General features: G+C 59.6%; 12 protein-coding genes and 4 pseudogenes. 9 read left to right on the top strand and 7 right to left on the bottom strand.

Annotation, left to right across the window (positions count from 1 at the left end; all coding sequences use genetic code 11):
* The 3 genes and pseudogenes from NKJ20_RS30240 to NKJ20_RS30230 form a co-directional block, all read right to left on the bottom strand.
* Positions 1 to 487 (bottom strand): pilus assembly protein TadG-related protein (locus NKJ20_RS30240; protein ID WP_352749058.1); only part of this gene is annotated, 487 nt, incomplete at its 3' end.
* Between the two features lie 666 nt (positions 488 to 1,153).
* Positions 1,154 to 1,355, bottom strand: a pseudogene (locus NKJ20_RS30235) (transposase); the annotation flags it as partial.
* 130 nt (positions 1,356 to 1,485) lie between these two features.
* A complete protein-coding gene (locus NKJ20_RS30230) occupies positions 1,486 to 1,827 on the bottom strand; it encodes a hypothetical protein (protein ID WP_352749056.1) in 342 nt (113 codons plus the stop codon).
* 1,074 nt (positions 1,828 to 2,901) lie between these two features.
* Between NKJ20_RS30230 and NKJ20_RS30225 the strand changes: the two are divergent.
* Both NKJ20_RS30225 and NKJ20_RS30220 read left to right on the top strand, forming a co-directional pair.
* Positions 2,902 to 3,211: pseudogene (locus tag NKJ20_RS30225) on the top strand (PilZ domain-containing protein).
* Between the two features lie 379 nt (positions 3,212 to 3,590).
* Positions 3,591 to 3,773, top strand: coding sequence for a hypothetical protein (locus tag NKJ20_RS30220; protein ID WP_352648082.1), 183 nt, complete (start codon positions 3,591 to 3,593; stop codon positions 3,771 to 3,773).
* Between the two features lie 152 nt (positions 3,774 to 3,925).
* Here NKJ20_RS30220 and xth read toward each other — a convergent pair.
* A pseudogene (gene xth, locus NKJ20_RS30215) lies at positions 3,926 to 4,615 on the bottom strand (exodeoxyribonuclease III); the annotation flags it as partial.
* A 127-nt stretch (positions 4,616 to 4,742) separates the two neighbouring features.
* Complete coding sequence (locus NKJ20_RS30210; protein ID WP_352749054.1) at positions 4,743 to 4,925, bottom strand: DUF3606 domain-containing protein; 183 nt, start codon at positions 4,923 to 4,925, stop codon at positions 4,743 to 4,745.
* A 369-nt stretch (positions 4,926 to 5,294) separates the two neighbouring features.
* On the opposite strand from NKJ20_RS30210, the gene NKJ20_RS30205 reads away from it, so the two are divergent.
* Positions 5,295 to 5,498 carry a CsbD family protein gene (locus NKJ20_RS30205; RefSeq protein ID WP_352450279.1) on the top strand — a complete coding sequence of 68 codons (204 nt, stop codon included), beginning with the start codon at positions 5,295 to 5,297 and terminating at the stop codon, positions 5,496 to 5,498.
* A 930-nt stretch (positions 5,499 to 6,428) separates the two neighbouring features.
* On the opposite strand, the gene NKJ20_RS30195 is transcribed toward NKJ20_RS30205, so the two are convergent.
* A complete protein-coding gene (locus NKJ20_RS30195) occupies positions 6,429 to 8,978 on the bottom strand; it encodes a caspase family protein (RefSeq protein WP_352749052.1) in 2,550 nt (849 codons plus the stop codon).
* 1,020 nt (positions 8,979 to 9,998) lie between these two features.
* Between NKJ20_RS30195 and NKJ20_RS30190 the strand changes: the two are divergent.
* Together NKJ20_RS30190 and NKJ20_RS30185 are read left to right on the top strand one after the other, a co-directional pair.
* Positions 9,999 to 10,463: pseudogene (locus tag NKJ20_RS30190) on the top strand (ATP-dependent DNA ligase); the annotation flags it as partial.
* Positions 10,457 to 10,654, top strand: a complete 198-nt coding sequence (locus tag NKJ20_RS30185) for a hypothetical protein (protein ID WP_352749050.1) — start codon at positions 10,457 to 10,459, stop codon at positions 10,652 to 10,654. The pseudogene NKJ20_RS30190 and the gene NKJ20_RS30185, both read left to right, overlap by 7 nt.
* 439 nt (positions 10,655 to 11,093) lie before the next feature.
* Here NKJ20_RS30185 and NKJ20_RS30180 read toward each other — a convergent pair whose 3' ends face one another.
* Entirely contained in the window at positions 11,094 to 11,426 is a 333-nt protein-coding gene (locus NKJ20_RS30180; RefSeq protein WP_352749048.1) for a hypothetical protein, read from the bottom strand.
* Here NKJ20_RS30180 and NKJ20_RS30175 point away from each other — a divergent pair.
* The 4 genes from NKJ20_RS30175 to NKJ20_RS30160 all read left to right on the top strand — a co-directional run bounded on the left by NKJ20_RS30175 (position 11,425) and on the right by NKJ20_RS30160 (position 14,439).
* Positions 11,425 to 11,811 carry a DUF982 domain-containing protein gene (locus NKJ20_RS30175; RefSeq protein WP_352749046.1) on the top strand — a complete coding sequence of 129 codons (387 nt, stop codon included), beginning with the start codon at positions 11,425 to 11,427 and terminating at the stop codon, positions 11,809 to 11,811. The genes NKJ20_RS30180 and NKJ20_RS30175 overlap by 2 nt on opposite strands.
* Positions 11,812 to 12,512: 701 nt before the next feature.
* Positions 12,513 to 13,136, top strand: a complete 624-nt coding sequence (locus NKJ20_RS30170; protein WP_352749044.1) for a hypothetical protein — start codon at positions 12,513 to 12,515, stop codon at positions 13,134 to 13,136.
* Positions 13,133 to 13,528 (top strand): phage holin family protein, encoded by a 396-nt coding sequence (locus NKJ20_RS30165; RefSeq protein WP_352749042.1) that lies wholly within the window; start codon positions 13,133 to 13,135, stop codon positions 13,526 to 13,528. Before NKJ20_RS30170 ends, NKJ20_RS30165 begins: the two co-directional genes overlap by 4 nt.
* A complete protein-coding gene (locus tag NKJ20_RS30160; RefSeq protein WP_352749039.1) occupies positions 13,525 to 14,439 on the top strand; it encodes a hypothetical protein in 915 nt (304 codons plus the stop codon). The genes NKJ20_RS30165 and NKJ20_RS30160 overlap by 4 nt, the downstream gene beginning before the upstream one ends.
* The last annotated feature ends 385 nt before the right edge of the window (positions 14,440 to 14,824 follow it).

The following is a 14,824-nucleotide window of genomic DNA, read 5'->3' as shown; positions in this document are numbered from 1 at the left end:
AAGCGGAAGGATCGACCGTCAAAATGCAGGCTTTTGAAGCATCCGTAATAAGAGCCACCGCCCTTGCTTGTGCGCCAACTGCGTTCTGCGTGAATATCGACGTAAAGAACCGATCGAGGTTCTGATGAACGACTACCTCAACCGCCTTTTTTCCGACATTTGGACCGGCTGACGGAGGCGAGAAGACCTCTATTGTACCTGCTGACGGTCCCCAGCCGTTCGTGGTCGCTGACGCTGTCGCTGCGGAGACAATCTTTGGCGTGTCGGATCCCGAAACCTTTTCCAAAGCGCCAGCATAGGCCGCCGCATCCGCCACCGCTTGTAGCTTCAGGCTGCTGTAATACCAATAGGAAGTCTCGATACCGAGGCCCGCACCGCCGACGACAATCGGCAAAGACAGAGCAAAAATAGTAGCAACGTTGCCGCTCTCGCCTGGTTGTCGCAGACGGCTAACAAACCGCCTCAAGATACGGGCACCCCATTCCATGGAAATATTTAAGCCAGGATGAATGAAGGAACGACTAAGGATTTCATTCCATTTGATATGGGCACTCTTTAGCCCCGACCGGCACAAAGTCCGGCGACCGCATTCGGCCAGCTGCTCGGCGTTGGGCGCACCCGAGCGACCCGCGAGCGGCTATGGAAGCGGCGCCAGGAGCATGCCGGGCCGCCGCCAAAGGGCATGAAGCGCCCAGCCACCCAATGGGTCAAGCCGGGGCTGATTGGCCGCGTAAGCATGTGCACCGCGAAGAGGGTCTACGCAACGCCTCGCTGCTGGACTTCCGGGATCAGGATTAGGGCGACACCGGCCATGCCGCGCTTCACCCTTGGGCAAAGCCGCCTAGGCTTACCGCAAAGCAGAGTTGAGATGTCGCAACGCCCCCTGGGCGGCCGATAGCCTGTGCTTTTCGAAGATTGCTAGCTTCTGCTGATAAGTGATCCGCACCTTGGCGTTGCACCCGTGGCATCTGAAGTGTGCGATCGTTCTTAGTGCAGAGCCTTTCCTTACTGCCGGATAGGAGCAATCCGGACAATTGAATGTGAGTGCAACATTAGACAAGTCTTTGGCTAAACCCATTTTCAGATCGTGTCCCAGGATGTGGTGGAGCTGACGGCTTGCTCGCCGCGCTCTCCGGCATGGGGGCCGGGATGATCAGCGTGCCACCGCTGGCAGGCTGATGAGCGGATCATCGCTCATTTGGCTGATGGTTTCCAGTGTCATGTATCTGGCTTGGACGGCCCATTCGTCGTTCTGCTCAAAGAAGGAGCGCGCGTACGAGGTGGACGATAGCGTCGTTGGGCAAGATGCCGACGACCTCGGTCCGCCGCTTAATCTCGCCGTTGAGCCGCTCAATCACGCGCAAAGGTTCCTGGACTGATGCTCGGCTGGCGGCAACTTGCTCGCCAGCCGAGTGAGTTCAGGCGGTGGTCGGGGGAGACTGGCCAGCCACACACTGGTGATTCCAACGTGGGCCGATGTGCCAATCAGCAACCTTCGTCGGTCTTTTTCACCTGGCCCGGCGCGGCGGTGTTGGCTGCCGTGTCCTGCTGACCAGGCGCCGCCTGCTGAGCGCTGCCAGTCTGCTGGCCGGGCGCGCAGTCCCTGGCCGAGTTCGGATTCGTGGTGCCGCTGGTGGTGGTCGTGTCGGTGCCCTGATCGCCGGACATGTTGGTGCCGCTGCTCGTCGTGCCGGTGCCCTGATCCGTCGTACTGGGCATGGTTGTCGTGGTCGAGGTTCCGCTCGTTGAGGTTCCGCTCGTCGTCTGGGCAAAGGAAAGCCCGGCCGACAGCGCCAGCACGGCCGAAGCCAAAAGGATGCGTTTCATCTTCTTTCTCCTGTCTAAATGCGCGGGGTGCGCTGTAAATCCAACAGGCCCGCAGACAGAAAGAGTGTTCTCCGATGAAGTTCAACTTTTGTAACTCTGACAACGATGAGCCTTTTGAGACGATTCATCGCCGTTGGCTCCGCTGCGGCATGTTTGCCTTCGGTCTCCTTTGCAGATTTGCGCAACGATTAGACCGAAAATAGTCGCGATTTCGCCCGTCGGTTGCATTCCGGCCTCGAACACGTTATTTTTGACGCTAGCGTTCCCGGGGGGGAAGGTGGATGAGCATCGTCCAAAGGGTCGGTCCCGTTCTAGAACAGGCGATTGCCGCAATCCTCAACCGGGCGGACCGGGGGGACACCGTCTCGGTCAAAGCCGCATTATACCACGTTCGGCAGTCTGCGCCTGATTTGACAGTATGCGACGACCATATAACCGAGGCTATCCTCGAAGTCGCTGCGGCCCTTGACCTGTTGGTGGCTTTCGATAGTCGCGAGTAGCCGATCAATCGAGCGTAGCGGTTTGATAGGAACGGCCCGGCAGCCAATCGGGGGGTGACCAGCGGCCGCTGGCGCTAACTACCGGCAATTGGGTCGTTCGCCGGTTGCGCAAGTTATAGGGCATCTCATGCATCATTGCTAATTTGGTAATCTGATTATGTTCCGTTGCCCTAGCCGCCGGATCTCACGATCCAGACTCGGTTCCTTGCGCAGGTGGGCAGGCGCCGGCACCAGCCGGCTGGAGTTCATTGAGCCTTGATGCCGACCTTGGTCGAGAAGCCGCCCGAGGGCGACGCCTGGATACACGAGGTGGAGTTCGACGGCTACTGGGCCTGTCTGCCGGAAGGTCAGCATTTAGGTAGGTCGGCGTCGACCAGAAGCTTGGAAACCGTGTTGATCGGCATGTCGGCAACGCGGGACCTTTGCTAGATCATTGCCTTTTTCTGCGCGACCCGACAGATTCACCTGAGCATGCCCTGTAATGTCACGTAATAGGGCAACATGACCCATCCATTGCTGCGCGCCTGTGTTCGGTATACCTAGGGGCGAATTCAGCTGATCTGACATTTTATCGATGGCAAACACCGCGAACCCAGTTGATGACAATTCCGACGAGCATCGGCGCGAGCGCCGCCAACGTGTGCTAAAGGGCGGGACCGTCATCACCGGGATCCAGAATTCCGAGATCAGCTGCACCTTGCCCAATCAGCATGAGGGGCGCTGAGCTGAAGGTCGCGCCCGATGCCCGGGTTCCCGATCGCTTCTTGCTCTACGTGTCGGTCGATGGAGTTGCCTATCGATCGGAGGTTCGCTGGCGTCGCAACGACCGCATCGGCGTCAAATTCACCGGCACCGAGCCCAAACCGAAACTTCACTACGGCTGACCGACGGCAAGATGAAAGTCAGAATTTTTCTGGCACTCGCCAGTTATTTTTCATGTCCCAAACAGCAAAAGTTGCATCCCACACTCTTGCCGAGGACAGCCTGGACAGGACGTGAACTGCGCAGCCGTCCTTGAAACTGCTTTCACGGCTCTGGTGTCCTCTTGCATCGAGCAAGGCTGGACGGCTGAAGAGACTGCCACAGCACTTTTTAATTTCGCCAAGAGACCACCTTGAACAGCTCAAGGCGACGACATCGACTTAAGTTCGCCTAGCTCTGCGCCGTTTTGACATTTCGACATGGCGGTGTCGGATTATTTGCATGCAAACGAGTGATGCGACGCTATCTTCCCTCCTCAACGTAAGATTCTGGGAGGAATGCATGGCTCCGCATGAGCGACATGCCGTTGAAATCGTCAGAGACAAAGACTGGTCGGTTCGCGTGACGGTCAATGGCACCACGACCACCGTCCCTTTTACATCCGAGAGCTACGCGCGCTCGTTTGCAGATGGTCAGGCGTTCCGGCTGGGCGTTCAGGTGGCCGAGCTTAAGAAGGCAGCCTAGCTGCGCGCCGACGCGACCCGGTACAATATACTCGTCAAACGTCGCTTCGAGTTCGCTCGTGCAGGCGACATCGCCCGGCTGGACAACAGCTTCCCGGTCTGGAACGGCGCGCCAACCCTTTCATTTCGTTAATCATCAGTGTTCCTCGCGGTTCAATAGAGCTTGATCCAGGCCGGCGCACGGTCGCTTGGCTTCTCCCAGCCCCGCGTGTCGACATCCACGCCGGCACTGCGCAGCCGGTCGGAAAGGGAGGGGCTCACAAGGAGATGGTCCATTCGGCGGCCCGAACTCCGATCGTAGCCGCCCCAGTAGGAGAAATTCCAATAGGTGTAGATGCCCTTCTCCGGATGGATGCGCCGGACGGCATCGATCCAGCCACCTTCGAGCATTTTAGCATAGGCCTGCCGGCATTCCGGGAAATAGACCGCATCGCCCAGCCATCGCCTTGGCACCACGGCGTCGATTTGGTTGGAACGACGTTATAGTCGCCGCAGAGAACACTGGATGCCCCAACTTCGAGCAAGTGCTGGCCGTAGTTGATGAGACGATCGAACCAGCGCAGCTTGTAGTCGAACTTTGGGCCAGGCGCTGGATTGCCATTGGGCAGATAGAGACAGCCCACAATGACCCCATCCACCTCGGCCTCGATATAGCGGCTGTGAGTGTCGTCAGGATCGCCAGGCAGGGCCGCGTCGGCGTTCCACAGGTTCCATTCCTCGGGCCAGGATCGCCACACCGTTGTAGGATTTCTAGCCGTGCCAGATCGCGCCGTAACCCGCCTCTCTGATCGCATTATTAGGAAACTTGTCCTCCCACGTCTTCAATTCCTGCAGGCAAACGATGCGGGTCATGTGCACGCCCTCTCATGAGGACCTCGCGGCAGCCGGTCATAGGCAATGTGGCCTGTCCCCTGCGCTGAACCTCGAGCTCTTGATATTGCAACTTCGCCAGCTTCTGTGCGGCCGAGCCTCACTTCCTGCCCAGCTTGTCGTCGACTTTCTTGCGACTGTTGGCGACCGACTTCACCGCCGACTTGACGTCAGCTTTGCTGGCGCCGGTTTTGCTCGCCTCATACTTCATTTCGTGGTCCTGCCCACCAGCGACCCTTGCCCGGTCCTGGTTGCGTCCACGCGTTGTGCCAGTGTTCGCCATTTCTATCTACAACAATCGCCGTACCAGTCACCAGACAACGCGGCCGGACCCCTCCGGTTCAATCGTGGCGACGCGCGTGCCACGGAGCCAGCTCCCAGGCAGGGTATCGAATGAGCCCATGTATTCGGATCCGGCACGTCGCTACCGCGGGCGAGCCTAGCGGCTCGAAGCCTGGGTCGGCCATTTCGACATGGATGATCATGCGCGTCACGCTCCGCTCGGGGAGGTCGACGCCTCCCCAAAGGCCCACCATCTCCTGATTGGCGTCGTCACCTTCCCAACTGGAGACGTGAACATCAGAGATCTTCCTTCCGGAACTCCCTGGTCGGACGACCGTTTCGCCTTGTGTAAAACAATGGAGGATATGTCATGGACTGGAATCGCGTCGAAGGAAACTGGAAGCAGGTCAAGGGTAAGATCAAGGAACAGTGGGGCAAACTTACCGATGATGATCTTGATCGCATCGCTGGCAATCGCGATCAGCTCGAAGGCAAGATCCAGGAACGCTACGGTATCGAAAGGGACCGCGTTCGGCAGGATATTGACGATTGGTATGATCGGCAAGTCTGGTAGGATCGCATCAGGCCGTCATCTACAGGAAGAGGTGCTGTTCCCCTCGGCGCTCTTTGGTGCGCTGGCAGTTGCAAGGTCAACCCGGCTTGTGTTGAGACAGCCAGCGGTCTGACCCGGCCGCTGCGATTGTAAGTGCCCAGCAGCGTTCCCCAAATACCCTTTCGGGCGTTCTCGTCGAAGTGGCTGACCTCGCCTCGAAGCTCAAGTTCGCCACGATCGAATAGGGAAGGAGCCAGTCCTGGGCGATTTTTCGAGCTTGCTCGACCGTCAAATCACCGGACTTCCCGATCGAGGGTTTACAGCGGACGCCGGCATTGGTCCGGTATTGCAGCATGACGATCTTGCGCCCGGCCGGCGTGACTCCCTCACGAGTCACGTCTCATCGTCAAACTAGCGGGTCAGCCTCGTCCCGGAAGGCATGGTGCGGCCAGCTATTGAATCCTCGCCGCCTGCCTGACCGAGGCCTGAGGACGACTTCACCCATTTCCGTCAGAGGCCGGTTCTCCCTGCTGTCTTTTGTCGTGTTCGGCGGGATGTCGATGACGACTGGCAAGTCTGGTAGGATCAGAAAGCGCCATCGGACGCCAAGCTCATGCAATCCTTCTTCAGTCTGACCTGATCAACCCCAGCCGCCTCCCCCGCTTCCACCGCCGCCGCCACCGCCACCAGAAGGAATGACAGGCGCAGGAACAGGCTCGTCCTCAACCGGTATAATCACTTTCTTCGCGGTTTTTTGTTTGCGAACAGGCTTGACGACCTTCGGCGGAGGCACCCGGCGGAGAATCTTCGGCTGGGGCGTTTCGACCAGCGGCGTCGGTTCAACTCTCGGAACCAGGGAAGTGCAGCCCATGAGGCCCGCCAAGAAGCCGGATAACGCTGTTCCAAGTATTGCGTGTTTCAATACTCTGCTCGCCATTGTCTCCTCCTTGGTCAGAACAAGTCCCGACGCGGATTGGCTTCTTCCCAGACTCGTCTGGCCGCGTTAACCAGTTGAGTGTCTTGTGAACCGGACCCGGGAAGCTTCGATTTCAGTTCATGTCGCAGTTGCTTCAACGCCGCTGTTTTTGGCTTCGGTCCGAACTTTGCCAGCGTCCTCTGGGCATCCGGCAGTTCCTTGCGCACGTCAAGTGCGGCGGCAAGCGCAAGGAAGCGCACGGCAAGGGCCTGATCGGCCTTGTCGCCCTTTTGCATTTCGAGGGCCGCGCGATCGTAAGCTGCGGACGGATCACCCCGAGCGATCCCAATTTCGAAGAGTCTTTGCGCTTCTGCGAGGCTCCGTCCCATACCGACACCATCCCGATACATGCGTGCGAGGCTGCCGGGCGCATACGGCTGACCGAGATCGATTGCCTTCTGAAATAGCGCTAACGCCGTTTTGGGGTCCTTGTCCACGCCCTGCCCGGACAAGTAATTGCGCCCGAGCAGGTTCATGGAATACATGTCCTGCCGCTGGACACCGGCTTGCAGGAAGGCAACAGCGCGGGCCGGGTCAGCGGTTACGCCGTTGCGGCCCTCAGTGAAGATCGCGGCCAGATCGTTCATGGCATAGGTGTGCCCCATCGCTGCCGCCTTGAGCAGCAGGTCCAAACCCTTGCCGGTGTCGGGCTTGACGCCATAGCCATTGAACAAGGCGCGACCCCACGACGTCATTCCGTAGGGATCGCCTTTGTCGGCGGCCGCCGCGTAGAGGGCATTGGCCTGGGTGCGATCCAGGGCCACGCCGGCTCCGGTCGCATACATGTAGCCGAGTTCGAACACGGCGCGTACATGTCCCTTCCTGGCCGCCTCCTCGACGGCTGTCTTGGCTTCTTCGACCTTGCCTGCCGCAAGCAGCGCCCGCCCCAGTTCATAGCGGAAGCGCGGGACTTCCGGATAAGCCTTTACCGCGGCCTCGCAAAGCTCAACCGCGCTAGCGCCAATTTCATTCGGCAGCAGGCCGGGGCTGACGCCTTGCAGATCGAGAGGTTCGCCGGCAGCCGTGTCGCACGGATCGATCGTCGGCGACAGTTTCATCGTGGCGGGCTTTGATGAGCTGCTGTCCGCCCGGATTTCGAAGCCGACCTCGACCTTGGCTTCCGCGCCGATCTGCGGTTCATAGCGCAGCCGGTCGACCTCTCCGGCCATCAGGCTCGACTGCGGCGACAGGGTTCGATCGGGCAGCGAGAGCGTTCCCGTTGCCGGATAACTCGATACTTTAAGGCTGACGGCGGGATCATCGGTCGGGAAATCCAGATTCAGCGCAACTGGACCCACGCCCACGGGAACGTCGATGTCGCGGTTCTCGATCGCTTCGGCCGCACCGGTTATATGAATGCCACGCTCCAGCACCTGCTGCTTCTGCTCGGCCTCGAGCGAAGCCATGATCTGTTCGCCTTGCGCGCCTTCACCGCTCTTCACCCGAAACACGACGATGCCTTGGGTCTGGCCGCCCCAGTTGTCATGCGTCGCATAGGCCAGCATGTCGACCTCTTCCTGCGGGGCGACTCCCTTGGGAACATCCATCTGCAGGCGCGGCAGATCCTTGCCCTGGATCGGCACGCCCAACTCAACAGCCTTGCCGTCCAGCATCAAACGCCCCAGGGCGGGCGGTCTTTCGATGCTCAGGGTAATCGTGCCACCATCGACATCGACCGGTTCAGGCAAGCCCAAGTCGACGGGTCCGACTCCTGACAGCACCACCTTCTCCAGCACGGGCGGCAGCGATGGTCGATTGCTGCGGCGCATCAGGACGACTTCGTCGATCAGAGATGAGTTCTCCCAGGGAACCTGGAGGCCGTTTGTGGCCTCGACCACATCGCGGCGCACCGCCGCCATCACGGTGCGGATCTCCTGGTTCGGGGCCAGCGCGCGACGGGAAAACGCCGCCGAAAACGGGCTGAGTTCGCCGGCGCCGTCATAAGCCGCCGCCCCGGGTTCGGTCGCAAAGGCAATCAAGGTGTTCAGCGAGCTTCTCACCTGTGCGAGCCCGGTATTGCCGGCAGTGATGAGCTGGTCTCTCAGCCAGTAATTCTTGCGTGGGAACGGATTGTTGCGGCAGGCATCGAGTATGATCACCTGAATCTTTGATTTCGAGCGTAACTGTTCCAGCACATCGTTGAGCTTAATGGCCTGGACTTCGATGTCCGCCGCCTGCTTCAAGGAGGCATCGACCGGGATCAGAAAATTTTCGCCGCCGATCTGAAAACCGTGGCCGGAGTAGTAGATGACGGCCAGTTCTGCGCCGTCTGCGGCGGCAAGATAGTTGCGGAACTGCTCCTCGAATTGCAGCTTCGTCAGATCGCTTGCGACGAAGACCTCGAACCCTGCCAGTCGAAAGGTTTTTGACACGTCCTCGGCATCCTTGGCCGGGTTCTTGAGTGCGGGGAATTGTCGGTACTCCGAGTTGCCGATGACAAAGGCGACTCTTCGGTCGGCGCAAGCGTCAAAGGTCGTGAAGCTCGCGAAGAGGAAGGCTGCGATGATTCCGCAAAGTCGGAGCATGGCAATTCCCTTGAACGCTATTGCCTCGCCCACAAGAACACGGCATGTGCTAGCAAGGTCCGTCACAGAGCAGGCAATCCGCCGAGACGGAAAGAGAGAAAAGCCGTCTCGACGGCGGGCATATTCCTCACTTGATCGAATGCTAAATTACATCAGGGACCGAGTGTCTGCAACGTCTGTCACACCTCCAGGCTACCGCCAATCCAATTCCGCCACTGATATCGGGAGGAGCAGCTGCGGGAGGCGAGGATTGCGGCTGCGAGTTTCTGGCATTTTTTCGGCTGGGAGCCCCCTTTGCTCCGCGACATCGGAGGCGACAGTTGCTCGCCTAGGCCTCTGCAGTACGGTCACAGGCTCTTTGCAGACTCGGACTCGGCCGGAGTGCAAAAAGAGCTCTCCCATAAGTTCAACGGTCGGCTGGGTGGCCGACGTCATTCGCTTAGTGTTCTTGTAATACGTGCTGAGAGCATGGAGCGAACCCTTGCCGCAATCTCCGTCGACGGTCATGCGATAACAACCTAGGCGGCGCGAGCCAACTGACCGGAAGCGAAAACACCGAACGGCGTTGAGCCAGGGTCATCGCCCCTCGGCTTCTGCTGCGATCAGCTTGCTGTGCTCCGCCTTGGGACCCGAGTGCATGACAGGTTGGAGGTTGCGACCGACGCAGCTGGTCCGCCACACATCGTTGGCGATCGCGTCTTCGGAGTCGACGCGAAGATCACGAACTGAATTTTCACCAAAGGACCGTGTGGTCCATCTAGGATCTGACGGCCGAGCCAGCTTTTATGCAACTTTCCTAAAATGGCCGGAACCGAGGCTCGTCCTGCGGCTTGAGTCGATTTCTGGAGTCGCAGATTCATGAGTAGCGCAAAGGACCGGCCTTCCTTCATCGAGTTTCAATCACCCACCCTGGTGGCCAAAGCTCCCGAAGACGGCGAATGGCTTCACGAAATAAAGTACGATGGCTACCGGACCCAACTCATCGTCGAGGGGGGAAGAGCATGAGCCTTCACGCGTCGCGGCTATGACTGGTCGCATCGCCACAAGAGCATTGTCCAAGCCGCGGCGAACCTGCCGATAAGGTCTGCGATCATCGACGGCGAAGCCGTTGTCCTCGGCGACACGGGTCTGCCGGACTATCAAGCCTTGGAGCGGGAATTGGGCAACCCGAACTCGCCCAGGCTTATCTTCTATGCATTCGATCTTCTGCACCTTAGCGGGCGCGACCTTCGCCAGCAGCCGCTGATTGAGCGCAAGGCCGCGCTGGAGAAGCTGCTGAGCGATACAGCGCCGAGATTGACCTATGCCGAGCACCTCAAGGTAAGCCGCAGCGACATGTTCGCTCACGCCTGCAGGATGGGCCTGGAGGGGATCGTGTCCAAGCGAGCGGATGCGCCCTATCGCTCCGGCGTCCAGACGAGGTGTGTCATTCGAACTGCCATAGGCTGCGCGAAGAATTGGTTGATGGCGTCAACACCGTGGTAATCGCCTATACGAAAACTTTTTCCATGCCCAATCGCAAACAGCAGTATCGCTGCATTGGTTGGATACAGGTTCCGCAATACCTGAGCCGAAAGATGATCTGCACCAGCATTGGGCTTGCCGATATTGTCGAGATGAAGCAGGAGTGGACCTACCGGACCGACATTAAGGCGCCATTGCCGGCGCCGGATTGAGCACACCGTCGTTGGGTCACCGCTCCGCAGCACACGCCAGATGTCAGGAGGGCCGTATGCTGAAAGCGAGCGCGTTTTGCGACCAGCCGGCAACCGTGCGGAACAGCTTCAAGTCGTAGGGCTGTAACGAGGCCTGTCGCTCGTCTTTTTCAGACGACGGGGCACGGGCGTTGCTGGGTGATTGGCGAACCACTCCATTCATACCCCCGCGGCCGCTGTTCGCCGCGCCTCGGCGACCAACGCGGCAATTTCTCTGCGCTGCTAGACGGCCTCGCAAGTGAACTGGCCGTGGCGAAAACGGCCATGGGCCTTTCCTCTGGGCGCGCCACCACCCGCGCCATGAAACCGGCAAACGCGATGACCCCGCTTTGCCGGAGCTTTGCAGCCAACCCCGCTGCGCTTGCTGCGAGCTTTGCAACGCGGTGCGAGGTTCATGGGGTTATCGATCATTTTCTTCGCCTACCCCGCCCCAATGAGCGACGTTGCCGACGATGGCCTGGCCGCCCTTTTCAACGTTCACGCGCTCGACAATCACGCGCTGCTCTCCCTTGCTGCGATAACGCTTCAGGGCCTCGACCTGGGCCACATACGTACGGGAAAGGCGGTTCAATGCCCGCTCGTGAGCTTCCCTCAACTCCCACGTTTTGGCTTCTCCCATGCACATAGCCGCATTCATCGTGGCCATGTGGATTGCGGCCATCTGAACACCGAGAGTTGCTTCGACCTGGTCCTTCGGCCGGAGCCCGCACACTATGGAGAGGGCATAGTTCATGTCGCCCTCACGTACCACGTTGCCGACCCCGAAGATGCGCGCTCATGCAACCTCCGCCCTTTCTTCGCGTTTAGCCGCGTTCAATCTGGCGAGCGAGAAAATGCCAGCGTTCATTCCCATTACAATTTACCTGAATTGCAAGCCGATGGTGGTTGCATCGATATCTGATGCTGCGAAAGCCCTTGAACAACCATGGCCATACGTGGCCAAGCCGCGGCGGCTCGAAGCCGTCCGAATGATCAAGGAATGCTTGGCTGGTCATTGCAACCAACAAGCTGCGATCGATGCCTTCAAGGCGGCCGCAATCGAACAGGGACTTTTTACCCAAACGCCTCCGAGCGTAGGCCTCACGAAATTCGACGCGGTTCTTAGAGATATGGTGTGAGCCCATACTGCTCTCGCCATCTGGACCGCTGGCAGGCTTCGCCGGCCATCGCTATGCCGACAGATTCCGCGGCGTCGGCATTCTCTTGAGAATGCGGCAGCGCTCGACGGCGGTGCGCTTCCACATGGCGCGGTCAAAGCCGGGAGACCTGAACATGGCTTGGAAGTCCTTCCGCGAGGTCGGCGAAAAGATGCACTCCACGGAATACGATAGGCCGCTATGATTTCGACATTGCGACCGCGGCACAACCAGTTCCTCGAGCTGCGCCCTAGCGGCAGTCCGCTCGCCCGCATCTTTAATCGTAGCCGAAACATCTCTGATTTCACGGGTGTGATGCAACATCCAGATTTCGGCCCTTTCGCTAGCCGCATATCGGTATGGTGATGACGTTCTCTGTCCGCAGATCTCTACCGCGCGCCGGCTTTGCTGTTGCGAAAGAAATGCCCGTCTACCTGTAAGTCGCACCGGAGTCCGGTCGCTGATATCATTCTAACGCTCACTGCCTTGGGCATAAGGCACCCGTTCAGGCTAGTTAGGCGGCGCTTACCAAAAAAGTGCTGTTCGAACGGAACACAGAAAGCGCAGGCAAGTTCGGTGGGCAGTGGAGGAGATTGCGCCATGAACAGTGTCATTTATCTCATCGGCCTTGTCGTCATCGTGCTTGCGATCCTCTCCTTCCTCGGATTCCACTAGGAGATACCATGCAGGACCAGGACGACCAGGGCCGTCAGACGGCCGATTTCGAGGCAGCCAAAAGCGAGCTTTCGGAAAGACTACAACTGGAAAAGCAGACCGCGACAGAGGCGCTCCACGATGCTCGCGACGAAATCACTAGGAAAGCCGCCGATTACGCCTCGGAAGCAAAGGAAGCGTTGTTCGACAAGGCGGAGGGAACGCAGCGCGACGTGAGCGCCAATCTGAAGGCTTTCAGCGACGCATTGCGCGCGGCAAGCGAGCATCTTGCCAACAGCGATCAACGGACCGCTTCGAAATTCGCCCTCGACGCCGCAGGGGGGCTCGAGCGGCTTTCGTCGTCCTTGAAGGATAAACCGTTCGACGAGGTGCTTGGTGAGATCCGGTCGTTCGGCCGCGACAACTCGGGGGCGCTGATCGCCGGTTCCGTATTGGCGGGCCTGGCGCTGGGACGGTTCATCAAGAGCTCGCCACCATCTGTCTCGACCGGGACACCGGTCCAGCCGGGAACAGGCCAAGCATCCGAAACGGGTTCGAACTCTCGATCGGCAGAGGCACTAGAGCCGACGCCGCTACGATCCGATCAGTCCGGCGACGACTGGGCCAATGCAAGCCTGGAGCGAAACCCATGACAGACAACCAGGACAGTCGCAGCCTGACAACACTTGTGGGGGATCTCGCACAGCAGGTCACGACGCTGCTTCAAACCGAAAGCAGGCTGTTGCGGGCTGAAATTTCGGAAAAAGCGAGCAAGGCCGGCGCTGGGGCAGTTGAGATCCTGGGCGGCGCCATTTGCCTGCTCGCCGCCCTGATTGTGCTCTTGCAGGCGCTGGTAATTGCTTTGGCGAGCGCCGGGCTCGGAGCCGGATGGTCCTCGCTGCTCGTCGGCGTCGTGGTGGCAGTACTGGGCGTCATACTCTTGCGCACCGGCACGGCAAGCATGGCTCCCTCGGAGCTGACGCCCGACCGCACGCAAGACCAACTCAAGCGCGACGCACGCGTGATCAAGGACCAGATAAGATGATCGACAAATCCTCAGCCGAACTCGAACGCGATGCCGACATTGCCCGAGCCAAGATAACGGACACCGCAGACTCGATCCGCAGCAAGATGACACCGGGTCAGCTGATCGACGAATTCACCGGAATGTTCACCGGTGAGGGGGCCGCCATGCTCAGCAACCTCAAGGCTCAGGTCAGGGACAATCCCCTGCCCCTTACATTGGTGGGCGCCGGCCTGGCGTGGCTGATGCTCGGCAAAGGCACTTCGCTAGACAGGTCAGCGCCAGGCGCGTATCGGAGCGGCAGGCCATCTGGGGGCTCCCGCAATTTCTCCGACGGGCAGAGCCTCGGCGAGGGCTGGCAGGAGTCGAGCAGCGAGCACTACGGTGCCGAAAGCGAAGCTGCCGGAGGCGGCTCCATGCTCTCAGATGCCGCTGATTCGGTGGCTTCGGTAGCAGGCGGTGCTACCGAAGCTGTTGCAGACCTTGCGAGCGGGGCTAGAGAAAAGTTGAGAAGCACGGGCGGACAAGTCGCCTTAGGCGTTAGTGATGCGGCTGCACAGGCGCGCGAGTCTGCGCTGGACTTGTTCCAGCGCGAACCTCTGGCAATGGCTGCTGTCGGCCTCGCCGTGGGCACCGCCATCGGTGTGATGCTGCCTCACACCGCCACGGAAGACGAGCAACTTGGCCGCTACAGCGACCAGCTCCGTGAGAGTGCCGAGGTCGTCCTCGAGAAGGGCATGGAGCAAGCCAAGCAGGTCGCCGCCGAAGCCTATGAGACCGTAAAGGAAGAGGCTGACCGCCAGGGCGCCAGCGGCGACGAGACGCTAGTCGACCGCGTCGGCGAAGTGGTAAAGAAGACGGCAAGCAAAACCGAGGAAGCTATTCGCGATCGTTTGTCGGAGACGGACGAGCCTCCCAAAACTTCGTCATAGCGCTGCCGCCGGTTTTGTGGTGCGCTGGCGAAGCTGTTCTTGAGGATCTCTTCGCCGGCGACCGCATGCCTCGGGATTGATCTGGCATCCAACCTCGGACTTGCAGATTTGCTCCTGGCGAGGTATCGAGGTACGCCTTCCGCGCGCTACCCCTGCTTCGCGAGAAGGCGGCACAAACATCGCTCACGACTTGCGGGCAAGACATCGAAAGCATAGCCGATGTGAAGCCGCTCGAGCGGGGGTGGTAGTCTCGTCCCTACGGGCCGATATTGATGGTGGAATGTTGGCCAGCCCGCCTGACTTCGGCCAGCGAATGCCGTCGCGCCACATCGGGGTGTTGCGGGCGACGACGTTGAGACCGGATTCGGTAGCCTCGCCAAAGAAG

The sequence above is a fragment of the Mesorhizobium sp. M0185 genome (genome assembly GCF_040322175.1).
GTDB lineage: Bacteria > Pseudomonadota > Alphaproteobacteria > Rhizobiales > Rhizobiaceae > Mesorhizobium.
Note: the sequence above shows the minus strand (reverse complement) of the source record. Positions and strands in the feature narration are given on the sequence as shown.